The organism is Trueperella sp. LYQ143 (assembly GCF_046599595.1).
GTDB lineage: Bacteria > Actinomycetota > Actinomycetes > Actinomycetales > Actinomycetaceae > Trueperella.
The window spans coordinates 219,263-245,002 of the sequence record NZ_JBKIWR010000001.1; the positions used below are offsets into that span (position 1 = coordinate 219,263).

Consider the following 25,740-nt stretch of genomic DNA (forward strand, 5'->3'; position numbering starts at 1 on the left):
ACCCAAAACCAACTTATTTTAGTTATCTCGCCAATTCACTTCTGCAGTACGAACAGTAAAACGAGCTTCATTATCGTCAAACGGACGATAATAGCGATTTGCAACTACGCGAACAAAAGGTCCTGAATAATCAGTTTGGAATCCCTGATCTGCCCAAAGCTGCACACGACCATTAGTACTCGCCGGCTCACACATACCCTTACTATAGGTGTTGTACCACTGTGCATAGCAGCCATGAGTAGTGGAACTCACGCCTCCTGCCAGTGCAGGTAACCCCGTAGTCAGGATCGCACCGCAAGCAAGGACTCCCGTCAGGACCATTTTTCCAATATTTTTACGACCCACAACTACTCCTAATGTAATATTCTTCACATTACAACCGCGGTAAGCGAAGGCTACCACAACTCTTTTTATGGGTCTATAAATTTAATAAATCTCTATATTGAAACTTTTCTCACTGCGATTACTTACATTATCGCTGCAGGATATCGCACTGAATCCTAAAATTCGGTATTATCACCAGCATATCAACATGCGGACTTTATGTTTATTTCTCAAATAAATACAGGAATATGGAAGGCCGCATATAGATCTGATAATCAAGAGCTATCGAGCTTTCTTCGGCCGCGTCGGGGTGCTATATCCAGCACGCCATATAATGATCCCACCAGCAACTAAAGTCACCACATAAATAACGATCCACCACGGAAAGCGCGGCACCTGCGGCTTTTCGCCCGTCACTGCATCAGCCTCCGGAGTGGGGATCCGCTCAGCCGTCACCAAAATACGATGCGTATTGATTCCCAGCGGCGTACACGTCACTAAAGTAAGTAAATCTTTACCAGGCACAATCCGCAGTTTCTCCTGCTCCTCCGGTTCTACAACCTCAATAGTGCGTACCTGATACGTCAGGATCTCCCCAAAAATTTCAATCCGAATATCGTCGCCAACCTCAACTTTATCTAGGTTCGTAAACATCGTTGCCGAGGCTAAACCACGATGCCCAGTAATAACCGCATGAGTATCCGCCCCGCCCACCGGCAATGACGTCCCCTCCAAATGCCCCAAGCCTTTGAGGAGAGTGTCATCCGAGGTGCCATGATAAACCGGCAAATCCAAATCAATAGATGGAATCTGTAGACGTGCCATCATTCCCGACGGGGACGTCACCAGTAAATCGTTATAGTTGAGCTGATTGTCATTACTCGTTCCGGTTCCACTGGGAAGCCTATGATGCGCCTCAAGCTCTGCCCCGAACGTTAAAGATGTGTTGTACCGCCGCGCCAGCGCCAACTGCTCACTGGCTGCTGGCTTGGCTGCTTTCACCTCATTTTCGTATCCGGAAATGATATGCGACTGATTGTATTGATCGACCCAACTCGCAGCACTCGGATACACCATCGAGCCGACCCCCAAAACCACCAGGAGGACAGCAATAAACGTACTCCACGGCCAATGCCACTGACGCCGAACCTGCCGATTTCGACGCAGTAATCCGCGCTTATCGTGCCTCTTTGCCGTCTCGACACTCTCAACATTTTCCGCACGTATCCGCAAATCACTGCGATGTGCTGGTCGGTAGCCTCTGATGCGCAATCTCACATTGCCCTCCAATAGCCGCAGAATCAATGAAACGAGGTGGCGAAGAGTGCAGACTCCTCGCCACCTCGTCAGGACCTCAGATAATGCAGGTCATATCTGCATACCTGACAGTCATAACAATGTGTTACGCCTTATTCGTACGCATACGACGAGCAGCGTAAATCGCCACACCACCGAGGATCAGCATGACACCGGCGATCTCCATGATGACGCGAGCCTGCGAACCCGTCAGCGGCAAGCCGGGGATAACTGGCTTATCGTTGGCAACCTGCACGTCGTAGGTACCCTCGGCAGTCATACCAGTAGTAACCTTGACAGCCATATCATCCTTCAAACCGATGTAGCCATCAGGGGCCTCCGTCTCAACGAGGACGTAGCAACGGCTCTTAGCATTAACCGTCGGATTGATGGAGTCGGAGACAAACAGACTATCAATCTCCAGAACACCGTCGACACCAGTGAAGAAGGTAACCTGATTACCAACTGAAATTGGCTTTGCATTTTCGGCGCGTTCCGCCTTGCACTGACCATCTGCCGGATACGGATCCTTTGCCTCATAAATCTGGAAGGCAGCATTCGCCAAGGCTTTGGAAGGATCATTGCCATCGTGCTTGTAAAGGCGGAAATTACCCCAGTGATCTTCGACTTCGTTAGAGGGAATCGGCGGGGTGGTCGGCGGCGGCGGGGTGGTCGGCGGGGTATCACCCGGCTTGGAATCAAAGTAGAGATTCGCCGTATTCTTGATGGTACCGTCACCGATCTGCCCGAGAGTGCCCTTGAACGTGACAACGAGATCTTGACCTGCAGCAGCCTTAATCTTGATTAAACCAGCCTGCGTCAAGCTCATTGTAACCTTTGAGCCATCCTTAGTGACCGTGTAGTCACCCTTTTCTAGCGCAGTACCGTTGAGCGTCACAGACGCCACATCGCTATATGCCGGAAGGAAACGGCTATCCATCGGATCTTCGACCACGAAGTATTGGAACTGTTCATTTGCGGGGATAGCAGGAATCGTTGCCGTCACCGGGAAGTGAACCTCAGATCCAAAACCTAAACCGTGCTTGTTCTGCTGCTCAATGCTCTTGGAAAGCTTGGAAACAGTGTTCTTCGGGAAGACGGTAACGTCGTAAATCCACTGCTTCGTCTTGCCATCGCGCTGAGTATCCGGGTACGGAATCGTCACGAGAATTGGCGCAGCCTTCTTGTTCACCGTATCAGGAGCTTTGTATTCACAAATCAGGTAGGCATCGACATAGAGACCCGTCAGCTTCGTCTTGCCAGCTTTATCGGTTGGCTCGAAAGCCTTTCCAGCATCGAAGGTGAAACCGGAAAGAGTCGGAGATCCCGTGCCATCTGCGTTGACCGTCGAACACGCATTAGCAAGATCTGCTTCCTTCAACGCACTCAGCTTAGCCCAATTGGCATTGGCATCAAGGTCGTTAACGAGCGGTAGGTTCGAGAAAGGGAAAGCCATGAATTCCACTCCGGCAACTGGAGCCGAAGGAATCTTATCCTCTTCCTTGGTTGGGTCACCAACAACGGGAGACGAAGAGCTCTGGTTCTCGTGCTTGAAAATAGTAATTGAGCCTGTGGCATTGGGATCAATATTGCCCGGGCCTAAATCTCCGCCAGAGATGGCAAGGGCAGTACCGCCACCGAGGCCGAGGGTCAAGACGCCCGCCAGAGCGACCGTCTTAGCCCGCTTCATCCATGTAAGAGCCATGGATTATCCTTTCTTTTTGGTGTTGACCGAGGGGCCAACATCTGTGTGTTTCAGCAACCTCTCCTGTTCGGCTGCTATGGAGGCGTGCCGTGCCCGTATTTCGTGGTGAGATAGCGCTCGGCAACGCAGGTAAGGTAGATTAGCGATTTCCGTTTCTCCCATTGGTACGCAGTACCACCCGACGGAGACCTGACGTGGAAATCAGGGTGACACCGCCAAGCACAGCAAGAGCCATACCAGTGAGGATGAAGAGATCGCGAGCACTTCCGCCACCCGTCAAAGGCAGAGAAGGCAACTCAGGGGTAAACGGCGGCGGCACACGCACCGGAATACAAGCGATATTGTCGGCAATAGGGATTGCACTGTACGTCAGATCTTCATTATCCAGATCCACACTATTGGCGATACCGCTTGCTTTCGAGGTGTGCTTTTGCCCAGAAGTCTCAAGGTTTTCACAGCGTCCAAGCTGCTGAGCATGCGACTGTGCATTGTTCTGGCTATCGCTGGAATTATCCAGCTTGAGAGGAATCGTCAATCGCAAGACGACGTTCCCATCATTAGCCAGACCTTTAATGTCTGCCAGCGCAGCGCCCTCTTTAGCCTTGAGTTTATCTTCAGTTAGATCTTTGGCGAGTGAATCAACAGTGACGCCATCGGGTGAGGAAACAACCTGTAACGTCGCAGTAGTGGAGGTTTCCGTATCCCATACCAGACCAGCAGGAACTGTGAATTGATCGCGAATCATGCCGGTATCAACGGTAAAACCGGAGGTATTCGTAATCGTGATGTCGTAGCTGGCAGTGAAACGGCCATTCTCGCCGGGAATGATCGTATCGCCAATATGAGGATTAGTTCCCACACTCTGGGTTGGGGTCTTAACCACGTGGACTTTCGTCGGCGGCTGATTGCGGATCTCGCAGGTGACAGATTGACCAGACTTTACCGCAACCTGCCCGTTATCGGTGACGGAGACGGCAGCTCCAGTTTGATCCGTACAGCTCCAGGTTGTTCCCCACGTGTATGCGCCGGTGATTTTCCCGTCGTCATTAGGAGTCTCAAAGAGCTGATACGTGCCCGCGGGAACGTTCGTATCCACTGCAAGCTCGCCCGAGTGTGCAGAGCTTCCGGTGACTTGTGCCCCGCCGCCAATTAGACCAGCACCCAGCGTAAAGGCTGCTGAATCAGCGGCAAATGGCGAGGAGGGATCAACGTCCGTGGTAGTACCCGGCAGCCGAATAAACTTCTTGAGAGCCAGATGCGCTGAGGGTTGGGTGGGCACACAGGCGTAGTTGTTAGACGGACCATCAGAATCCCCATCCATTGCCACCTGGTTATAGAAGCCGCCCCCGTAGGTTCCGTTCATCGCACCACAGGTTTGGGCTTGCTCCCAGTTCACTGACGGAATATCGGCACTGAGTTTGAGCACAATATCGTGTTTTTCTACCCCGCTGGCGGCAATCTGCCCTGGGGTGATCGTGAACTGCCCGGAAGTTCCCTGTGATTTCCCATCTACCAGGACATCGCGAATCGTGAATCCATCAGGAATGGAGATGGAATCCGTGATCTGACCAGGAGTACCGGCAGCCTGCCCAATATTAGAGACGGTGACGACGTAGCGAACCGTAAAGGGCTGTGGGCCATTGAGCGACAGCGGATTCATTGCCGGACGCCCTGGGGTAACCACAATGCCGGTTGCTGGATCAATCACTGACTTTTGTAACTTGAACTTCGGCTGGTCGGGCTGGCCAGCGATCTTACCGAAGTGGCATCCAGCCAAATCGTCACCAGAATAAACATTTCCTGATTGAACCGGCGCCAGGATCGTGGAGCGTTGCGTGATCGTCACCGGATGAACGATGCGCTGATCTTCTGGCAGCAACTCGCCAGTGTCATGGTTAATGAGGTCAACGCGCCATAGCTGTTTACCTTGCTGACCAAGGTAGAGATTACCGTCGGGGCCAAAGGCTAGACCACGATAGTTCTGACCTCCCGAGATATTCACCGAGGCGACGACTTTTTCGTAGTCACGCATGACGACGTAATCGCCTTTCCACGTCCCGGCATACATGGACTTATTCCAGTTCTTCGGTTGGAATCCTTTGCCAACATCAATGGAACCATGCGAAGCTGACGCACCATACCATTCGTCTTTGGTCCAGCGCACAAGCTTTCCTTGACCATCGGAGGTCGGCGAGGAGGTGGTGACGTAGGCGTTATCCCAAGCATCAAAGGCAATATCAAGCGGTTCCATGTTGCCAATGCCCATCTCCTTGATAGTGTGGGAGAATTCCCACCGAGGATTAGGCTTAGTCATGTCAATCTTGTAGACCTGAACATTGTTTGCCCGGATAGCATCAGCCGTTCCAACGTGGGTTCCGTAGGTAGCCCAAATCGTTCCATGGTTATCAAAACCAATAGCGAGAGTGTTTTGGGAACGCGGGTTAAATTCTGGGCTCGAAGCTACTGCACGATATTTCTTGGTCTGCATATCGTATTCAATAAGCCCCGTAAAACCAGCGTTCGCGCCCTTCGTCGCGCTACCAACAAAATAGAGTTTCTTATAGAACTTATCTGAAGCAGCGACCGAAGTGTAGAAGGCATCGACCGTCATTGTACTGCCGGCCTGCTTGGGGGTTTTCGTTGTATCAACAGCTTTGACAACCGCTTTATCGTCGCCGGTAAGCGTAATTGTTCCCCAGTCACGCGGATTCATATTAAAACGATCAATGTAATACAGGTCGTTTTGGCACCACGCGCCGGTTTCCGGTGGCGTACCTGGCAACTGTAATGGATCAGTAGCCGTCTCCTGAACATCAAGGATAGGGCGGGTAACCTCAAGCGCCGCAATCACTGGGCGATCTGACTGCCAATCCGTTGCGATTCCAGCCACACAGTTCAAATGCTGACCGTGCTTACGTAACGTCACTGTGGAATTCGCCGGAATCCAGGTATCGCCGGTAAACGTGGAGGTATCAATCCGCCAGTTAGCCGATTGCTTCCATTTCGTATTGGGGTACTGGGCCTGGTAGGGATTGCCCTGGAATGGCGCAGAATTGTCATTCGATTTCCAGGAAGCCATATTGCCCACAACCTGAGCACTGATATCGCGACCTTGGGCGTCCGTTACTGATAGCGAATTCGGCCCCGTGCCTGCTGTTGGGGCAGCATCATCGAGGACGATCTTGCCGCGCCCAGCCGCGTCGCCAATTTTAATATCGGCTAGCCACGCGCCCGAAGTCGTCTTCCACTGATACGTAAAAGTACCTACACACGGATTACCACTGTCTGGAACGAAATAGTAATTACCTGGCATGAGCGTAATATCAGGCGCCGCTGAGGTTTGCGCCATTGAGGATGCCCAGAGCGTAGCGCCTTCAGCCGGAGCGCCTGCGGCCCCCTTTGCTGGGATCTTTGTGCGCTTAACTAAGGTAACTGTGCCATTGTGGGCCGAAGATGGCACCTGGATTGAGGCAGTGTAATTGAGCGCTGTCTGCTTCGTAAGATTGGTAATCTGCCATCCATCAGGAAGGGTGAAATCAGCTTCGGTAACATCCGTCGTCGGAGCAAGACCTTGCGGAAAGCTAATAACAAGATCTACTGGCTTTTGCGCACTGCCCGGCTCGTTGAGATTGGCGAACTCCCAGGTGTAGGTGTAATCGACGTAATCTCCCCAGGTAGGTTGACGCGCTGGCGATACCGCATTACCGCTGGCATCTTTCGCTTCAGAGTGCGTCACACTTGGCGCAATAGCCGCGGTTCCACCCTCGCCAATAGCAGTATCAAACTGCGCTGGCTGAAAGGCATAGGCGATTGATGGCGCAACAAGAGCGCAGGTCGCCAAGGACACGAGACACGCTGCAACAAACCGAGATCTTACCCGGCGAGGCCGCGCGGAACGGGAGGTACCATCGCTGTGTGAGCGACGGGAATACCCTCGCTTTGTATTCATATGTAAAACTCCGAACGGATTGGTGAGGATCTGTAGGAGTACGGCTGAGATTGCTGTCACTGCCGTGTTGGTTTATACAACCACTATTTAGGATGACATCCCCCCCCCTAGAGTGTCAAATGATTTTTCATAACTGACACCCGCGCTGAACTGGCAACATAACAGATAACCTACCCCCTCCATATAAGACAAAGGGAAGTTTTCCTCGATTTGACGCCAAAATATTATTTCTGCGCGATCTGAAAATTCCAGATCATCACATTCACTTAAACCTTGAATTAAAAACATCACAGGCTTAATAGGACCACCCTGCAGACCTGCAATTACGCCTTCAAAGCCTGCAATTGGCTGACAAAGTCTACCGCGACAATAAACGTGACGCAGTAAACGAAAATATCGACACGGTAAATACGCTGGTTCTCTGCTAGAATCATCCGAGTACAGCGGGGCTATGGCGCAGTTGGTAGCGCGTTTCGTTCGCAATGAAAAGGTCGGGGGTTCGAATCCCCCTAGCTCCACAACACATCCCGTATTTTCCGGTTTGACCAGGGAAGATACGGGATTTTTTGTTACCCTCTAAAACCTCTATTCCCCCCATAGTTTCCCCCCCATAAAGCGCGCTTGAAGTATGGACTCCCAGCTATCTAGTCAAGCCGTTCGCCCGCTTACTGGCAGAAAAGCAGATGACCCAACGGGCCCAGCACGCGCACCCCACCAAGCACAACAACACGGTTAGATCCACCATGCAGCCAAACAGATCTACTACATAACCGAACACTCCATCACCCGACAACCAGGGGTGTATAAGAGAAGCACAGCCAGATCTGCGAGTTCATCACCCCTACCGATACCGCATCAGCGCGCAATGGCAAAGGAATATCCGCCACCCTCGGGATAGCTCTAAACACTAGAATATGATGAGTTTTCACTGAGCGTTTCTGTAATAAACGCCCGCACATGGGCAGCGAAATTCACCGGCGCATAGTCAAACCAATCCCACTGCGCCTGGGCAATCTCTGCTCCCGACCAGCCAGCTTTCTCCAGTGCGTGCAGCGTCGATACCGCTCCGCTATCCTTTTCTGCGACGACGACATGCCGCCGATAGCCCACCTCTGGCTGGCAGGCCAGACTTCTCACATCTCTCCCGCTCACCGCATCCAGGAATTGCACAGCGTGGGTGCGTTCCAACCGGTGGCCGGCATGACGAGCCAGACGTGCGGTTGCTTTGAGGTATCGCGCGGTACGCCCAGATATTTCTAACGACGGACCACTAAGAAAAATGCCCGCCACCGGATGCATCCCACTATCGGCAAATTCAAGCGCAGGGATTGCCCCTAACCCCTCAGCAACGAGATAGATCGGCTCGTCAATACCCGTCGCTGCAATATCGCGAGCAATAGCTTGCACTGGCTGTGATTGTGCGAGGAATGGCGCCGCCACTGCCCAGGTTGGTGGCAAATAATCAGCAACTGCTCGCCACACCATCGGCCCATAGATCCGACTATGCGCAAAAACCACTGCGACCATTACGCTGCCCTTATCGTATCCAGTATCACCGGGTCGAGATCAGCACAGATAACTATGCATGACTACGCGCGGCGGCGATCCAGCAAGGCATCGAGCGTGGATCCGCCCCCAAGAAGATCCTGACGCGTCTCCTCTGCGCCAGTTGCTTCCGGAGCAGCATGTGGCGCGTCAAGCTGTGCGTCTCCCAGCCGCTGCCCTAAGCGAGTCGGACGGAAAGGAACATCAGCCGTCGGCGCTTCTGGCGCAACATACGGTTTGACCGCGCGCTTAGTAATCTCGGGTTTAACCGTGTAGCTCGGCATATCAGCAACAGCAGAGGGCTGGGCGAAGGCAGAGGTACCAGCCGATTCCATACTACGCGAGGCCTTCCCATCATTCGCCTGCGCCGCCGCGCCACGAATCTGACGCATACGCGCTGCGCTATGGCGCAGATTATCTGCCGGAGCATGATGTGACGCCACGGCACGGCGCGCAAGCGCTGACTGATTGCCATCAACACCCTGGGAATCGCGGGAAACCTGAGCTGTACCGGCAGCCACAACGCGCTCATACGGCTGTTGTGCCTCATCATTGGCTTCATTGGCTACCGCTTGCGCGCGAGCAACTACAGCTTCCGTATCCGCATATTCAGCGTATTCAGCACGTTGATCCGTTGCTCCACGATCGGCTTCGGAACGAATCTTGTTTTGCAAGGTCGCACGATATGGCTTAGCCGCGCCCAACAGGTTGTTTGCCCGCGCAATACGCGTGCGGTCCTCGTCGTTGAGCTTCGTCCAGGTTGATACCAGGCAGCCAAAACCAAAGAGATACGCCCCGGAAATCACGGTAGCAAGAATTGGTAGCACGACAGGCATAGTCGTCAAACTGGTAACGACCCATAACGCTAAAGTGATAACGGCACATACAATCCCGCCCAATAGCCCACGCTGCTGGTATGCGTCACGGCGAGCAATTCGCGCCCGCGCCCGCGAACGGTCACGTGCGACGCTGCGCATCTTTGTTGCCTCTGGGGTCCGCGTCGTTGCCTGCACCATTTTCCGCTCCGTTAAATAGATTCGTCCATGCTCTCCGCCGGTTTGCGTCAATTGCCGCTCCTGTAGGAGCCTGAGGTTGCCGCTGTAGCGTTCTTCAATTGGCGCGTCAGCCATGACGGATCGCTTTCGGGTGATTTGTGGAACGACGTATGCCAGGAGAAATAACACTCCTAACGCGAGTACCGCCCCATCAACACCCATGCTTCAAAGCTATGCAAGACTTCCTTTAATCGCGGTATCTCGCGGGGCGTGTTGCTTTTTCATAGGAAAATACCCAACATACACACGGCGACAAAACGGGCACTAATAACAGGATCACCATACTGCACATGACAAGTGCGTCACACCGCGCCTATCAGCGCCGCATTAGGAAGAAAGGCACAGCAAGGATGCACAGTTGAGGAGCCACTCAGTTAAGAAACACTGAGTAACACCGATAATCGAGCAGAGACTTCCCATACATCTCACAACTGACGCAAAACGGCTATCAGAGGACCCTCGGCAGATACTACAACTGCACACACAACACCAAGACCACCAGCGCGACAACGCAACCGGCCAAAACTGCCGGCGGTTATCTTTTTAGCTCCTGCGTCTTAACTGCGCCTCATACCAGCCCTAGCGATCCAAAACCACGCACTCTAAGCGATCGCCAGGCTGAACAATGCGCTGCTGTTCCGGAACAACCGCCAAACAATTCGCCTCCGACAGCGCAGTAAGAAGCGGCCGTGCCGGATCGCCAACCGGCTCAACAATGTAGCCATCATTCGGATTGCCCACCACACGCGCTCGCACAAATTCCCGAGACTGCGCTGGCGACTCCCAACCCCGCTGAACCACTGCTTCCACGGAACGCCGATGAATCCGAGAATAGCCCGCCATATGCAATAACGCCGGACGGATAAAGACCTCGAAAGCTGTCAGCGCCGCAACTGGCGAACCCGGCAAACAGAACACCGTCGTATCCGATTCCAACGTTCCCACGCCTAATTGCCGCCCCGGCTGCATGGCAATATTGTCAAAACGCACCGTCCCCAGCGGTGAGAGCACCTCTTTTAAGGTGTCACCCCCACCATAGGAAAGCCCACCTGTGGTGATGATAATGTCAGCCCGCACAAGCTGATCTTCCAGCAGTTCCCGCAATTGTCGTTTATCGTCAGGCACTGCACCGACGCGAAATACTTCCGCCCCCGCATCTCGCACCGCCGTTGCGAGCGCATGAGAATTCGCGTCATAGATTTTCCCTTTTGTGGCTGGCATTCCCGGCTCTTGCAACTCGTCACCAATCGCCATAATCACAACCCGAGGAGCCGGATGGACGCGCACCGTCGCATGACCAGCCGACGCGAGTAAAGCAATCTGCCGCGCACCAATTCGCACTCCAGCGCGCAAAAAGACTTGACCAGCTTGCAGATCTTCGGCGCGCGCACGAATATTTTCGCCAGCATTCGCCCCGCGGGTAATCCGCACCTGCGCTCGACCCTGATCGGTCGATTCGATAGGAACGACGGCTTGTGCCCCCTCAGGAAGAACCGCCCCTGAGGAAATCCGCACTGCCGTGGCCGGAACCAGGAGCGGCGGGTCGATCGTATCTGCCCGCACATCCTCCGCCACTGCGACGATAGCCGGATTTTCCGCGCTCGCCCCCGCAATATCAGCACACCGCACTGCATACCCATCACGCGCTGCCAAATTAGCCTGCGGCACATCCACGAAAGAGCGAACGTCCTCCGCGAGCACGCATCCCACAGCATCGCTCAAGGCAACGTCGAAAGCGCGCAACGGCTGGGCAACGCTGATACATTCATCAAGATGCTGGGCAACGCTCTTCATGTGATCTCCAAACCCCGTTATCCACAGATGACGTTCTCAGTTTACCCGAGAGCTGACAGCGCACTGTGAGGTTGCGATCCATGAAAGAATGGAGCTATGTCGATCCCAACGTTGAGAATCCCGAATTTAGCAGCCGCCGATGTTGAAGAAGGAAAACAATTGCTGCGTTCGGCGATTCGAGAGCACCGAAAACAGCGCAGTCGCAAACTCCTGGAACGCTTAGGGCAGTCCTGGGCACAGACGATCCTACCGCTGCTTGACGGGCGGCATCGCGTTGCGTGTTACGTCAGTACTGGATTTGAACCGCCATCATTGCCAACGATTCTGGCCCTCCATGAAAGCGGCAAGGAAATCCTGCTCCCTAAACTTGGGCCTGGGCTATCTCGGTGCTGGGGCATATTTACCGACGTGGATTCGCTAGTGAATATGGCCCCAGGTCGCCCACCAGAGCCAGATGGTCCGGCATATCCGAATGAGATTTTGCATGACGTTGACGCACTAATTATTCCAGCGTTGGCGGTATCGCGTCAGGGTGCGCGCCTTGGGCAAGGCGGTGGCTGGTACGACCGCGCCTTGAAGAAAGCGCATCCGAATGCACTCATTGGGGCGATGATTTTCGACGAAGAGCTGTTGAGCGAGGAGATTCCGCAAGACGAGATGGATGTGCGCGTCCCCTACGTCTTCCACCCCGAGCAGGTCATCCGCACGGCAACGGCTTAATTTCTACATCCGCCGCCATATTTCAGAGATTGTTTCACGCGGATCTGAACGAAACTGACGCAGCATGCCGTTTTCGTTGGCGGGTTGCTGCGTCGTAAAAGTGTTTGATTTTGCTGGCTAATGCTGAATCTGGCAGTTCCAGGTTCGCTCTGGATGGCACAGCTCCATGAGGTATTCCACCGGCTATTTGTCGGCATTATCCGCCTGATACTACTCCTTAGATGGGTAATTCTACGGCGGCCGCCGAGGATGAATCGGGAAACCTCATCCAGGAATTACCCGAAGAAAGCCCAGCTGGGTGTAGGCAATCTCGGATAGCTTGGCAGTAGCCTGCGATCTTGCATATTCAATCCATATGCACATCCCGTTTACCCCGGATAGACATCCCGTTTAATCCAGATGCACATCCCTGGCGCTGCACGCCCGCTTTATCTGTTCTCGCAGTTAAGATCCGCCTCATAACGTGGCACATGGCGGCACTCCCCAGAGGAAAACACGAACTAGGGCACAGCAAAAACAAATAAGCACTAACTAGGGCTGGGAAAACAAAACTGCAGTATTTCAAGTTCTCTTAGGCACTCAATAGTAGCGATTCACCGTGCAGTTGGTAGCGTTTGGAGGCGCGATAAGAAGGACCCCAATTTATCTCTATCGCTTTCATTACTGTTGCCTTTTATCGCTCTCGCCGCTGCCGATGATATGGCGGAGCTGATGAGCGCTGTTGCTATTGGCAAGATGCGCTAAACGCAGAGCACTCAATGGGCTGAAAGAGAATATACACAAGATTCATGGTCAGCTTGATGGGGGCGAACAGGCGAAATAAAAACGTTATCCACATGTTCTTTACTGTCATCCTTTTCCACAGGCTAGCGCCCGCGCTCATTCTCAATAGCGCTGACGGTAAGACTGGGTTACATGGCTCCTATCTTTTCCGCCCGCAATTCCTCCGCGAACGCACATTCCTCGGGTTCTCATGGCTCATCCCGCACGCGTCAGTCTCCTCATGCTGCCCGTTCTGCTCGATCTAGCCCGTTACGTGCCGTCTTATGGAGATGGCGTTGGGTTATCGCCAGCGTCATTTTGGCAGCAACCATCTACACATTCATTCCTCGTTCTGCACCTGAAGCGCGCTATCCTATCGTCGTTGCTAGCCATGAGATTTTTGGCGGACGCAAACTCAGCACTGACGATCTCGAATTACGTATGAGCACTGAGGTTATCCCTGATGCCGTCACAGATATCGAAGCTGCTACTGGGCATTACCTCGTCGCCCCGCTCTCCGAAGGCGCCCCCATTTTGACGCGCCACCTGCTAACTGCACAGTTTTTCCATAATGCTCCGCCAGGCACTGTTATTGCCGCCGTCGAGTTAGCAGCCGCAAGTGCAGTCATTATCGAAACTGGCGCAACAATTGATTTATACGCGCCTCCAGATGAATTTTCCGGAGCTGGGCAGGCCACCCAAATCGCCACCGAGGTATTCGTTGCCGGAATAGCCACCGACGAGCACACCAAGAATTTCCTCTCAGAAACTCCCGATACCCACACCTACTATCTGGCAATCCCACGCCAATCCATCGAGAACGTGATTGGCTACGCAACGCATACGCCGCTATATGCCGTTGTGAATACCTCAGCATATCGGGGTGAATCTGGCGATCTGACCGCCCCATCTCAAACGAGGATCCCTAAATCGGATCCCTAGGCGGCAACGCCATAGCTACAACAGCCCTACAACGGCTCTACAGCGTTCCCTACAGCTTGCCAAAATGCGGTGGCAGATCCCCCAAGATCTCTCGATCTCGGGCGGATAACTCAGCCTCAGCAGAACGCGCTGGGCGCCCAGAGCGCCCTGCAGAGGCCGACGCAACCTGCGAACCCATCGGGCGAGCATCCGTTGCGTGGACTGCCGCTTCAATACCAGCAAGCTCTCCCGATTGGATACGCTGTGCGTCAACGCGCGATAACCGCACAACTCGGCGGGAATTACCCTGACGCACCGGCTGCTCCGGAACCACCGTTTCCAGAAGCTCCTTTGCCGGATCAATATTCTGGGATAGCTGAGGCAAATCGTCACAATCCACGGTAGCTAGTCCTCTGCCCGTTCCAGGTCAGCCTTTTGGCTATCGAACATGCCATCTGCAGATTCTGGGGCGTCCATATTCTCCGTATGGCGGCTCAAAACACCCTTGCCATCAGCCAGATCATCACCACTATGCTCCTCATCAGCGCGAATATCATCACCGTATGCCCCTGATACTCCGATCAGCCCAGAACGCCGCACAACATTGCGCAAGATTATCTCCACTTGTTCTCCACGGCGTTCAATACCCAGCTCGGCGCGCAATTCAGCGATAAATTCCCGCTCATCTCGCGCCACTCCGTCGGTCGCAATCCACGTGACCATATCGTCAAGCTGATCGTCAGTGTAAGCAGCTAACCGCAATCCGGAAACAATCTCCGGACGCCGCGCCCGCGGGCGGATTGCCGGAATCACCGCGCTGGGCGCACTCGAATCCGGAAGTTGCACTTCCGCACCACCAGCCTCTTCACTGGCACTTTCCTCGCCCACAACATCCATTCCGTCATCGCTTAAATGCGGAACGACCACCGGAATCTGATCCGGCCCACTGTAACGGCTGAGTAACAGCTCCTCAATACGCGCAACCTGACCATCTGGATCAACAAACAAAGACGACGAGAACGTCTGGAATACTGACCATCCTCGCGCCTGTAGTGCCTCCACCCAGAACCGATCTCGTCGGCGCAACGAATGTTCCGCAACATAATCAGCATCATCTACCACAACCGCAACCGCAAAAGTACCATCGCGACCTGCGACCAGTGGAATACGACGAGAATTCGGATAGCCGTATGCGCCGCGAACATCCCAGCCGCGTTCCTGCAAACGGCACGCAACATCAACAAGCAGCGGATCCGTCACCTCGCCACTGACCACCCGTGAACGCTGCTCACGCCCTGCCTGGTCAATCAGCTTTGCCAATAACCGCGGCCCCGGAGTGGAAACTCGTCGAATATCAATATCTCCTGGGCCTAAAGCCGAGAAAATCGTCAACTGCGAACCGGCAGCAGCAATCGCATCGATCAACCCCGCTAGACCAACCGGCGTCGCCAAAGCACCAAACGTATGCAATACGCGACCATGAACCGTCTTGCCGTAGCCGACACTTAAAATGATGTGATCGCGGCGAATTCCACTGGCCCGAGTAATATCCGTGACGAGGAAACCCGCTAACCGAGAAACATCCGTTGAGCCGACGCTCGCCAAAGCCTCCCGCACTCGCTCCGCATGGCGAACCGACACAGTAATAACCGCTAAAGATTCCTCCGGACGAGTCATCGCATGTTCGAGAACCGCGTCCACAACCGCGTCCGTCTCAACCTGCGTCGTCTCCACCGCCCCATCACCAGAGCTACTCGGCACACCACGGCCATCCACGGCAATAAATCGCGAGGAGCGCGCCCGATGAACCGAGGGAATCGGCTGCAATTCGTAACCAATCTCCGTCAAGGCTTGAGTGGCTAACTCGTCATACTCCGCCCCAAAAGTCGGCAACTGTGCAACCGGAAGGACCTGCGAGAACGCTGTCATCGCTCCTGCCCCAGGCCGTCGAGTATCCCCTACCACCACGGCTTGACGCCCGCGCATCATCGAAGAAATCAGCGGAGCAACCGACTCATTCGCATCCACAATCACCAGATCTGCCCACGGCATTGGCGGAATATACTGCGCCAACACCGTCGGCGGAATCACCCACACCGGACGGGCAACCTGTACCAAGCGCGAATGAGTCGCGATAATATCCCCCAGATGCGATACGCCTTTACTGAGCGCCGCGTCTAGCTTCAACGTCTCCGAACGCCGCGACAACATCATTGACCGCGCATTATTAATAACCGCCCGTAACACCGGCCCTGCCAGACTTGCCGTGTGCTCACGATCCAAACGGCGCAATTGCCCTAATAGCTCTTCTAAATCACGCGGACCAAAACTGGCCAGCACCGGCGAGCTTGAAATCAACTGCTCAAACTGCGCAGCAGTTAACGCCAACTCCAGTTCACCGTTAATCCGATCCGCCGGCACCGCCCGGCGCATAACGTCATCTAAGAAATCCTCAAAGCCACTATCCCGCAAGTCCGCCAATGCGGCATTGCGCTGCGGCAACGTCGTCATATGGTCGGCGTCTGCCGTCAGCCTAGAAAGCAGCTCCTGCAAATCCGTGAAATCGAAAGTGCGCAGATCCACCCCGCCGAGGTAGCCACTCAGCACATCAATATCCGCTTCCACATCCTCGCGGGTACTGCGAATCTGAGCCATCCCATCAGGTAGCGACGGCCATCCACCATCAGGTGAGTACCGACGCCACACCTCGCGTCGCTCATGAACTTTCACTAATTCGGCATGAATATCCTCTGGGAACTCCCCCGGACGCACCAGATCCATTGCCTGTTTCTTATAACGGCGCCGATCCGCCGATTTCATTGAGTGCCCCTGAGAATCGCGCCATTCCCGCGAAGCCGTTGCAATAACCATATTCATCGGAGACGTCTCGAAAATCTGAGGCAAGAACGTATCCAAAGAATCTGAAATTCCGTCAAGCACATCAATCTGTTCAAACCACTGCGCCAAAGTGGTGGACTGTTTCAGCCCCGTCTCCCCAGCCGCGCGAGAGGACTGCGAAATCGCCTGCGGAACGTGAATCTCTGCCAACCGGCGAGCGCGATCTAAAGCGTCAGCACCATCAGCAACATTATCGATCCGCGCATTCGACCACGCTGAGCGCGTCACCTGCGGATCAAAAGCTCCTAGCTCGCCAGCCTCCTTGAAAGACTCTTCAACAGCCTCCAGCCCCTGCGTGCGAATCGTCCGTACTGCACGCGACGATAGGCGCACCCGAGTCTGCGGGGCGTCTGCCTGGCTAGTGAGCGTAGCCAACTTTTCCAAAATATCGTGAACCGAGGTTTGCCACACATCATCGTGATGGTGAAGATCGTGAACGAATTGGCGAAGTTGCCGCCGAACCGCAACTAATTCCTCCCGCACCTGCAGCATTGATTCGGTTGGCATATCCGGGCGCGCTAACCGCAGCCCAGTACGAATCCGCTGGGGTACAGCGTCAATATCTGAAAAATCTAAAACCAGATCCCCCAAGCCGAGCCGATCAAGCTCAGCTATAACCGAATCCGCTGCTGAACGACGCGAGGGAACGACAATAACTGAACGATTCGACGCCGCCGCATCCGCGCAAATCGACGCGACGGTTTGTGTGCGCTTCGAACCAGGCGGGCAGTCCAAAACGATTGAACGCCCCGAGGCCACCGCTTCAACTGCATTCAATTCCGCGACGTCAAGATCCCCCGCACCGCGCTCCACTTCCGGCGCACGATCCTCATCACCCCCAGGGGGCAAAGGTGCCGCTGATAGCTTTCGCGTCTCTTCATCCCCAGCCAAGGCCATCATAATGCCAGAGGTGCGAATATACGGCTCCATCGCTTCCAAATCCGCAACGATGGTGCGCTCGGGACGTTCAAAACATCCCAGCAGTACTTGCGGCTCATAAGCGAAAGACGGCAGATACATCCGCCCAATCGTCGCCACCATATCCACGATACGGTCCGTGCTGGTTTCCTCAGCCGCTGCCCGATTCAGTTGCGCCACATGCTCATGCGAAGCACCATGATCGCGCAAGGCTTCAATAACAACCGGATTAATTGAGATCCGGTTGAGCTGGCGCACCGTCGCGTCGCCGCCTTCTTCAAAAGTCAAGGAGACAGAACGCATCAACGCAGGGGCGGAACCGGAACGCGGGCATCCCTGCCAGGTTAGCCGCCCGACGCTCATCGCAACCGGCGCATTGCCATATATCTCCGTCATGCGCTGCACTGTGGCATGCAACCGAGCCACATTATTTAAGGCGCGTTTTTGCGCAAAAGACTCCCGAATTAGCGAGGTGATCCGAACTGGCGAACCCGAGTAGAACGTCGCTGACCCCGTTGGGTGGGGGTGGGTCAGATCAATGACTCCATTCATTGCGTCCGACTGTTTTTCTTCAGCCCGACGTGCCCGCGCCGATAGCTCCTCATGCCACTGTTGATAGGCGGTATCGAGGAGCTGCTCACGACTTGGCGTCGGCTCAGGTGCAGGAATCGACACCATTGCTTCTGGCTCGTCTCCTGCCTCCGCAGGCGCTTCGTTATTCTCTGCGGCACTGTCAGCCGAGAGGGCAGATTGCGCGTCAGATACCGGCTCGTCCTCAACGCTCGGAGCGCTATCGGGATGCGGCTCAGTATCGGCACTTTGATTCTTATTCTTGCGTCTAAAGAAAGGAGTCACGTCTTTACAGTACCTATCTCAGGGATTCAGCGGGGAGAACGCCGCCCTATCGCCTTCGCTTATCACACATATTCTGTGTAGTACCGACGCTTCCAGCCTTTATGAATAAACCTCGGGTACTACGGCGAATTGGCTATCAGATCATTCCGACGGCATGCTCTAGCAAGCCGAGATTTCCGCGTTATTTCAAGATTTACCGGCAATGAATGAGCCGTAAAAAGTGGTTACGTGCCGAGCGTGAGAGGATAAAAATGACTGGGAGTGAGCCACAAAATCCTTGTGATAGCAAGGAAAAATCGGTAGTGCCCCCGATAGGAATCGAACCTACGACACCGGCTTTAGGAGAGCCGTGCTCTATCCACTGAGCTACGAGGGCCAGCCTGTTGATCTTATCGGATGGGCTGCGGTGTCGCCATTTATCACCGCAGCCCATCCGATCATGAGAGGTTAAATCAGCAGATCATCTCCTGTTAGCTTTACCCTGTTTCACTCTTCGTCATCAACGATTTGTGCGGGTAGTGGCCCTACGTCGTCACCGGGGCGCACACGCCGAGGAACCACCATCGTCGGGCATGCTGAATACCCGAGCAACGTCTGTGATGTTGACCCGAGCAATAACCCAGTAAAGCCGCCTCGCCCTCGCGTTCCTAGCACCACCAGATCGTTTTCGTCGGATAGTTGCGCAAGAATATGCGCCGGGCTGCCTTCGCTTGCCGTCACGCTGTACGAAATCTGGGTATCGCCCGCTACCTCTTTAAGCTGTTGCGTAACAGCGTCCTCCATCTCCGCCAGGTGTTCTTCCCGGAAATTCACCATCGGCACCCATCCGGCCGCCGCTGGATTCACAACCGTCACTACCTGCAGGTGGGCTTGCCATCGCTCAGCCTCCCACACCGCCCGCTGTAAGGCGATCTTGGCAAAGTCTGAGCCGTCCACCCCGCATACCACGCGCTTTATGGGTAAACACTTTTCGTCGCTATCTGTTGGGACGACAACAGTTGGGCAATACGCATTTGCCGGAACAGCCGAGGATACCGTTCGCAAGAGCCGATCTGCTAACCGCCCTTTCTTCTGCGAACGCCCACCGACAACGATCAGTGCCACCCGTTTTGACATCTCGACGAGCACCTCAGTGGGATCACCAAATTCTAGGGCTGAGGTCACTTCCACCCCTTGCCCGTCAACTTGAGATACCGCGGCGTCAACAATCTCTTTTGCTGCCTCATAAAGATAGTTAACATTCCCTTGGGAAGCCTGGAACTCAGGGAACATGTACTGCGAGGGCAATTCGTACCCGCAGACGATATGTAGCCGCGCATCCCGCGCCCGCGCCTGAGCATGTGCCCAACGCAGAGCGGAATTTCCGGCGTCAGATCCATCAATTCCTACCACAACAATGTTTTCGTGTGCCATAGCATCCTCCTCACCCCTCATTATGTCACCATTTTGTGAGGTGGAACATAGAAAAAGGAGCCCTTTCGGACTCCTTCTCGAAAATCTACGCTTTTGCCAGTGCGTTGCGAAAAATATCAGCCAAAGACGCGGATAACCGTCGGCGTGTAACCTGCCCACGAATCCGGACCAACGCGGGTTCCCATTGCTTGATTCCATGCAGCGACGTTCTGCCCGCCACCGACGGAGATGGCGACGTGCCCTGGCCAGTAAAGAATATCGCCTGGCTGCGCCTCCGAATACGGAACTTGATGACCGACGGAGAGAACCGAAGTCGTTGACCCGCCAATAGCAACACCATGCTGGGCATATACCCACCGGACGAAACCGATGCAATCCCAACCGGCTGGCGTCGTGCCACCCCAGATGTACGGAGATCCAGTGTGAGCCATCGCCGTGCCCAGAACAGATCCGCCAGCAGCCGAATCGTAGGAGACTTCAACTGAAGCAGCTTCTCCGACGAGGGAGCTACGATCAACATTTTGCGTAGCTGCCGGAGTTTGCGCTTTCTCATCCTTGTTTTCGTCTGCCTTTGCCGCAGCTTGCTGCGCATGGGCATCCAGGGAGACTGTGTGCATCGTCCATTGAGCATCGGATTGGGTGTTCAGTTCGACGGAAACTGCTTGGGGAGCTTGGACGGTGTGCGTTGACGTTGTGGTGGCTGTGTTTGCTGCTGCGTCAGCGTCCGTGGACTTAGCAAAAGCCAGTGGCGCACTTAAACCCATAACCATTCCAGCCGCAGAAGCGGTCGCAATCGTTGCGAGAGTCTGTTTCGAGAAAGTTTCACGCTGCTTAATCAGTACGTGACGTCCCGCCATGAATATCTCCGTCGTTGTTGCTTATCTCTGTAACGTTTATGCGGTCGCGAAAATCGACCTGACACAAGCATAACGATTAGATCTCAGATTGTCACAATTTGATAACAATGGAATAGCTCACTACCGCTCACGGATGAAAATACCGCGGGCAACATCCCCCGACAGACGGACTGCATGTTCCCCGCAAGAGACTAATACATCCCCGTCGCGCACTTCATTAACGACGATATCTGCCCCCGGCAGCACTCCCTCGTCATAAAGCATCTCAAGAATATCCACATCCAATTGCACCGACTCGGCAATCCGCGCAATTGTGTATATACGCCCGTGAGCAGATTCCTCTAAAGTACTGAGCGCAGTCACGCCATCCTGGCTCACCGTATAGATCTCCTGAGCCTCCCGATCAGGAATGGGATTACCGTAAGGATCAGAATGTGGATCATCAAGCAACTGCGCGATTTTATCCGCCACATCTTCAGAAACGACGTGCTCCCAGCGGCAGGCCTCGTCATGCAACTGCGGCCAATCAAGTTTGATAACATCACTCAACAATCGCTCAACCAGCCGATGCCGACGCATCACATGAAGCGCTTGCTGCAATCCCTCCGCAGTGAATTCGATATGACGATTCGAACCGACGTGCAATAAACCGTCGCGCTCCATACGGCTGACGGTTTCTGAAACCGTCGGGCCAGACTGCTCTAATCGCTCAACAATTCGGGCGCGCAAAGCAGGAATATCCTCTTCATACAACTCATAGACCGTCTTGAGATACATCTCAGTGGTATCAATCAGTTGACTCACGACGCCTCCCGCTTCTTTCTTTGTTCATATTATCGAACACCTCTGCACAAATCGACGACGTGCGATTTCGCAAGCCAACTATCCCTTATTTACCCTCACCGCCGCGTATTTACCCTCACGCCATACGCTTCCCGCTCGCCACTCGCATAACCAACCGTTACAGCGGGAAACCGCTACAGTACGATGTGTTCGCTAGCCGGTCACCACCTGCGCATACGCCCCAGGAATGAGACGATAGCTACATGGCTATTGCACGCTCACCCGAACCACCGAATCCACCGAATCTGCAAAACCCGCACGCACCCGAATCGGAGCAGACCGAGCGCGATTCCTTGCTGCCCTCAGCACCGCCGCGCGCCACCGCCTCGGCAGGTTCGCACACTGCCAACAATCACACGGAAACGTCACCTGCCACAACCGCTGATGGCACTATGGCTTCCGCCAGGTATTCACCTCGCTCCGCTCAGTATTGCGAGGAAACGCCTGCCTCTGCCTTGCCATACATCCACGATGGACGCTTCGGCTCGGGCCCGTCAAAAGTTCGACGCGAACATCTGCTCGCCCTCACCGATCCACACAGCCCTATCGGCACTTCACATCGCCAGAGCGGCGTCCGAGAAATCGTCGGTCAGATCCGCCAACACATCGCTGATCTGTTCCATCTTCCCGATGGATATGAGGTCATCCTTGGCAATGGTGGAGCAACTGCAATCTGGGATGCTATCCCGTTTACCCTGGTCGAAGGTCGCGCTCAATGTGCTGTCGTCGGGGAGTTCTCCGCAAAAGCCGCCCGAGCAGTGGAGCGCGCTTCTTGGCTTGATCGCCCACAGATCCGCCGAGTTGAGCCAGGGCAATATATTGGGTGCGTGCCAGATGCCCAGGTCGATACCTATATATACGCACACAATGAGACGTCCACGGGCGTATGCTCTCCCCTCGTCTCTATGCCTGACGGACTCACCGTTGTCGATGGCACTTCGATTGCTGGTGGCGCGCTGTGCGATCTGAGCACCACAGATTTTTACTATTTCTCCGCCCAAAAATGTTTTGGGGCTGACGGGGGTTTGTGGCTGGCGATTGCCTCTCCAGCAGCACGTGAGCGAATCGAACGCCTCAGTGCTTCGCGGTGGGTTCCTGATTTCCTCAATCTGCAATTAGCTATCGAGAATTCGCGCAAAAACCAAACCTTGAACACTCCGGCTATCACCACGCTGCTCCTTATTCATAGCCAGCTCGCGTGGATGCATGAGTGCGGTGGTTTAGCTGCAATGGCTCAGCGTTGCCAGAGTAATTCGCAAGCTATTTATACCTGGGCGGAGAATCACGCCTACGCTCGCCCATTCATTGAGCCGGATTACCGTTCTCCAGTTGTGTGTACCGTTGATTTTCACCCCGAAATCGACGCCCAGCAGATGGCACGGATATTGCGGGAGCGTGGAATTCTCGATATTGAACCGTATCGTAGCCTCGGGCGCAACCAGTTACGGATCGCCGCGTTCCCAGCGATTGAGCTAGCTGATATCCAGGCATTGTTAGAAACGATTGATTCGATTATCGCCAGCGGGATTCTTCGCTCCTGAGCTGACGTTGAATTCCTTCCGGCGGATTTATAGCGTATGAGATAGCGGTTCATTTGGGCCGACGGAGGATTTCGGCGTCCGTTACCGGCTCAGAGCAGGGAACTCTCGATTGTGTTACCCAGGCCGGCATGGACGGTGACTCGCAGAATCATGCTCGTTGCTGGGCAGATACCTGCCGTGCCCAGTCTGCAAGGCGCGCCGCTCATCTCAAAGAGGAAACATCGCACTATCGCCCGCGAACGCACGCGCGCTTAGTAGCCGCTCTCCCGTTAACGAAAATGCCTGCCGCACTGGATTTTTTCCTGCCACACTGGAAATCTTTCCTGCCGCACCAGAACAAATCGCACCATCAAAAAACTGCCACCACGCCACCATCGAAAAAGCACAGCGGTTGGGCTGCCAGTAGCTATCTCAGCGCATACTACGGGTACGTATCGGGCAGCAATAACCTGCACCTCCCGAGAAAGTGGCACTTTTTAGAGTGGATGCACGCGGCGGACCATTCGACTGCCGCAGTTACTTCATCACGGATACCCCACATGTATCAATGGCCGGTATGCGCTCATATTGCGCATACCGGCCATCATAGAATCAGCCTTTTTAGCTCACTGATCTGCGGCGTAATGCCCACGCCCGCTCATAGACCGCACGATAAGACAGTCACATTCACCGGCGACGACAGGCATTGCCCGCAACGGGCGTTCACCTTTTATGCCACCCCTAATAAATGGTTGATTGGTTCAAGCGCGAAGTAGATCATGAATAAGGCTGCAGTCAGATACATCAAGGGGTGTACCGACTTCGCTTTCTTCGTCACTAGCTGCATGAATACGTAGGTAATGAACCCTACCCCGATACCCACCGTGATGGAGTAGCCGAAGGGCATAAAGACGATAGTCATGAAAGCCGGAATCGCAATCGCTAGATCATTCCAGCGAATCTCCGTCACCTGTTGCATCATCAGGAAACCGACGGCAACCAGCGCTGGAGCAGCCGCCTCAGAGGGCACCATCGCAAACAGTGGGGCGAGGAATGTGGCCAGAATAAACAAGCCACCCGTCACAATGCTTGCCAGACCAGTGCGCGCTCCGTCTGCTACGCCGGTGGAGGATTCCACGAAAGAGGTATTTGAGGATACGCCACCTGCACCACCTGCAATTGCACCAATGGAGTCAATGAGCAGGATGTGCTTAGTGCGCGGCGGATTCCCGTCAGCTTGCAAGAGATCTCCTTCGCTGGCAACGGCAACCATCGTGCCCATCGTGTCGAAGAAGTCGGCCAGCATAACCGAGAACGCCAGCACAACTACTGCCAGTACGCCGATCTTGTGGAAGGGGCCGACAACTGAGAATTGCCCGATCGTTGAAAAATCTGGGATTTGGACGGGAGAGCCAGCCAGCGCAGGAACGGTCAAGCTCCAACCGCCAGCATTTTCGGCGCTTTTCACGCCAAGTTTGCCAATTGCTTCCACGACGAGGGATAGCGCAGTACCAGCCAGGATTGCCCACAAGATAGCGCCTTTGACGCCTCGAACCATCAAAGCCATCGTGATACCTAGACCAACGATGAATACAACTAGCGGCCAGGCCGAGATAGAGCCATTGACGCCAAATGCCAGCGGGGTGGCCCCTGCTCCGACGATACCGGCGTTGAGTAACCCGATGAGGGTGATAAACATGCCGATACCAACCGAAATAGCGGTGCGCAAAACGCGGGGAACCGCACGGAAGATTGCTTCTCGTAGCCCCGTCAGGACGAGCAAGACGATGACGATACCTTCAATAACAATGATTCCCATGCCGTCAGCCCAGGTCATACCCGGGAGCTGAACGATGGTGTAGGCAACGATCGAATTTAAGCCCAAACCGGCGGCCAGGGCCAGTGGGAAGTTTGCCACGGCTCCCATCAGGATAGATAAGATACCGGCAACCAGTGCCGTGCCTGCCGCAACAGCCACCATATTAGGTGTCGTACCGCCACCGAGATATTTGCCGGTGGAGTCGGGGCCAGACAGGATAATCGGGTTGAGTACCAGGATGTACGCCATCGCGAAGAATGTGACGAATCCTCCGCGAATTTCTCGCGCGAGAGTTGATCGACGTTCGGTAATTCGGAAGGTGCGATCTAACCAGCCAAGTTCTGCCTCGGCGGCGATCGGGGTGGTGTGCTTATCGTGAATCTCGTGCTGCGATACGGTCGCAGTGCCATTGGAAATGCTCACCCTTTGAGTCTCACATGGCAAAACAGCCGGTCACAAGATGAATCTCAAAATCTGGACGTAATCTCGCCCATATCCATCTCAATATTTAAGATTTTCGACACATACTGAGATGGCTCAGGTGAA

Annotated in this window: 16 protein-coding genes and 2 tRNA genes; 4 read left to right on the top strand and 14 right to left on the bottom strand. The window is 54.4% G+C overall.

Going from position 1 to position 25,740, the window contains the following annotated elements; all coding sequences use genetic code 11:
- Positions 1–18: 18 nt before the first annotated feature.
- The 4 genes from ACLHIL_RS00820 to ACLHIL_RS00835 form a co-directional block, all read right to left on the bottom strand.
- A complete protein-coding gene (locus tag ACLHIL_RS00820; protein ID WP_411295963.1) occupies positions 19–345 on the bottom strand; it encodes a hypothetical protein in 327 nt (108 codons plus the stop codon).
- 261 nt (positions 346–606) lie between these two features.
- Complete coding sequence (locus ACLHIL_RS00825) at positions 607–1,602, bottom strand: class C sortase (RefSeq protein WP_411295964.1); 996 nt, start codon at positions 1,600–1,602, stop codon at positions 607–609.
- 124 nt (positions 1,603–1,726) lie between these two features.
- On the bottom strand, positions 1,727–3,325 hold the full coding sequence (locus ACLHIL_RS00830) for a SpaH/EbpB family LPXTG-anchored major pilin (RefSeq protein WP_411295965.1): 1,599 nt from the start codon (positions 3,323–3,325) through the stop codon (positions 1,727–1,729).
- Between the two features lie 139 nt (positions 3,326–3,464).
- Entirely contained in the window at positions 3,465–7,172 is a 3,708-nt protein-coding gene (locus ACLHIL_RS00835; protein WP_411295966.1) for a hypothetical protein, read from the bottom strand.
- 547 nt (positions 7,173–7,719) lie between these two features.
- On the opposite strand from ACLHIL_RS00835, the gene ACLHIL_RS00840 reads away from it, so the two are divergent.
- Positions 7,720–7,792: transfer RNA gene (locus ACLHIL_RS00840), tRNA-Ala, on the top strand.
- Between the two features lie 382 nt (positions 7,793–8,174).
- Here ACLHIL_RS00840 and ACLHIL_RS00845 read toward each other — a convergent pair.
- From ACLHIL_RS00845 to glp, 3 genes are all read right to left on the bottom strand, one after another.
- Positions 8,175–8,801: a hypothetical protein gene (locus ACLHIL_RS00845; protein ID WP_411295967.1), complete on the bottom strand. Its 627-nt coding sequence runs from the start codon at positions 8,799–8,801 to the stop codon at positions 8,175–8,177.
- 62 nt (positions 8,802–8,863) lie between these two features.
- The gene (locus ACLHIL_RS00850; RefSeq protein WP_411295968.1) at positions 8,864–10,036 is read right to left on the bottom strand and encodes a DUF6667 domain-containing protein; all 1,173 of its coding nucleotides are present in this window, start codon (positions 10,034–10,036) and stop codon (positions 8,864–8,866) included.
- Between the two features lie 417 nt (positions 10,037–10,453).
- Positions 10,454–11,668, bottom strand: coding sequence for a gephyrin-like molybdotransferase Glp (gene glp / locus ACLHIL_RS00855; RefSeq protein WP_411295969.1), 1,215 nt, complete (start codon positions 11,666–11,668; stop codon positions 10,454–10,456).
- A gap of 96 nt (positions 11,669–11,764) precedes the next feature.
- On the opposite strand from glp, the gene ACLHIL_RS00860 reads away from it, so the two are divergent.
- Entirely contained in the window at positions 11,765–12,388 is a 624-nt protein-coding gene (locus tag ACLHIL_RS00860) for a 5-formyltetrahydrofolate cyclo-ligase (protein ID WP_411295970.1), read from the top strand.
- A 915-nt stretch (positions 12,389–13,303) separates the two neighbouring features.
- Positions 13,304–14,092, top strand: coding sequence for an SAF domain-containing protein (locus tag ACLHIL_RS00865; RefSeq protein WP_411295971.1), 789 nt, complete (start codon positions 13,304–13,306; stop codon positions 14,090–14,092).
- A 49-nt stretch (positions 14,093–14,141) separates the two neighbouring features.
- Here the strand turns inward: ACLHIL_RS00865 and ACLHIL_RS00870 are convergent, their stop codons facing one another.
- The 6 genes from ACLHIL_RS00870 to ACLHIL_RS00895 all read right to left on the bottom strand — a co-directional run bounded on the left by ACLHIL_RS00870 (position 14,142) and on the right by ACLHIL_RS00895 (position 21,816).
- Positions 14,142–14,471: a hypothetical protein gene (locus ACLHIL_RS00870; RefSeq protein ID WP_411295972.1), complete on the bottom strand. Its 330-nt coding sequence runs from the start codon at positions 14,469–14,471 to the stop codon at positions 14,142–14,144.
- Between the two features lie 5 nt (positions 14,472–14,476).
- Positions 14,477–18,742 (bottom strand): hypothetical protein, encoded by a 4,266-nt coding sequence (locus ACLHIL_RS00875; protein ID WP_411295973.1) that lies wholly within the window; start codon positions 18,740–18,742, stop codon positions 14,477–14,479.
- Positions 18,743–19,045: 303 nt separating this feature from the next.
- Positions 19,046–19,118: transfer RNA gene (locus tag ACLHIL_RS00880), tRNA-Arg, on the bottom strand.
- Between the two features lie 110 nt (positions 19,119–19,228).
- Positions 19,229–20,155, bottom strand: a complete 927-nt coding sequence (locus tag ACLHIL_RS00885; RefSeq protein ID WP_411295974.1) for a universal stress protein — start codon at positions 20,153–20,155, stop codon at positions 19,229–19,231.
- A gap of 116 nt (positions 20,156–20,271) precedes the next feature.
- Positions 20,272–21,012, bottom strand: coding sequence for a C40 family peptidase (locus tag ACLHIL_RS00890; protein ID WP_411295975.1), 741 nt, complete (start codon positions 21,010–21,012; stop codon positions 20,272–20,274).
- A gap of 120 nt (positions 21,013–21,132) precedes the next feature.
- Positions 21,133–21,816, bottom strand: coding sequence for a metal-dependent transcriptional regulator (locus tag ACLHIL_RS00895; protein ID WP_411295976.1), 684 nt, complete (start codon positions 21,814–21,816; stop codon positions 21,133–21,135).
- A 242-nt stretch (positions 21,817–22,058) separates the two neighbouring features.
- On the opposite strand from ACLHIL_RS00895, the gene serC reads away from it, so the two are divergent.
- Positions 22,059–23,396 carry a phosphoserine transaminase gene (gene serC / locus ACLHIL_RS00900; protein WP_411295977.1) on the top strand — a complete coding sequence of 446 codons (1,338 nt, stop codon included), beginning with the start codon at positions 22,059–22,061 and terminating at the stop codon, positions 23,394–23,396.
- A gap of 709 nt (positions 23,397–24,105) precedes the next feature.
- Here the strand turns inward: serC and ACLHIL_RS00905 are convergent.
- Positions 24,106–25,611, bottom strand: a complete 1,506-nt coding sequence (locus ACLHIL_RS00905; RefSeq protein ID WP_411296005.1) for an NCS2 family permease — start codon at positions 25,609–25,611, stop codon at positions 24,106–24,108.
- Positions 25,612–25,740 lie beyond the last annotated feature (129 nt).

Coding starts and splice junctions, on each gene's coding strand:
- ACLHIL_RS00830 (WP_411295965.1), bottom strand. CDS start 3,325: ATGGCTCTTACATGGATGAAGCGGGCTAAGACGGTCGCTCTGGCGGGC.
- ACLHIL_RS00845 (WP_411295967.1), bottom strand. CDS start 8,801: ATGGTCGCAGTGGTTTTTGCGCATAGTCGGATCTATGGGCCGATGGTG.
- ACLHIL_RS00850 (WP_411295968.1), bottom strand. CDS start 10,036: ATGGGTGTTGATGGGGCGGTACTCGCGTTAGGAGTGTTATTTCTCCTG.
- glp (WP_411295969.1), bottom strand. CDS start 11,668: ATGAAGAGCGTTGCCCAGCATCTTGATGAATGTATCAGCGTTGCCCAG.
- ACLHIL_RS00860 (WP_411295970.1), top strand. CDS start 11,765: ATGTCGATCCCAACGTTGAGAATCCCGAATTTAGCAGCCGCCGATGTT.
- ACLHIL_RS00865 (WP_411295971.1), top strand. CDS start 13,304: ATGGCTCCTATCTTTTCCGCCCGCAATTCCTCCGCGAACGCACATTCC.
- ACLHIL_RS00885 (WP_411295974.1), bottom strand. CDS start 20,155: ATGGCACACGAAAACATTGTTGTGGTAGGAATTGATGGATCTGACGCC.
- ACLHIL_RS00890 (WP_411295975.1), bottom strand. CDS start 21,012: ATGGCGGGACGTCACGTACTGATTAAGCAGCGTGAAACTTTCTCGAAA.
- serC (WP_411295977.1), top strand. CDS start 22,059: ATGGCTATTGCACGCTCACCCGAACCACCGAATCCACCGAATCTGCAA.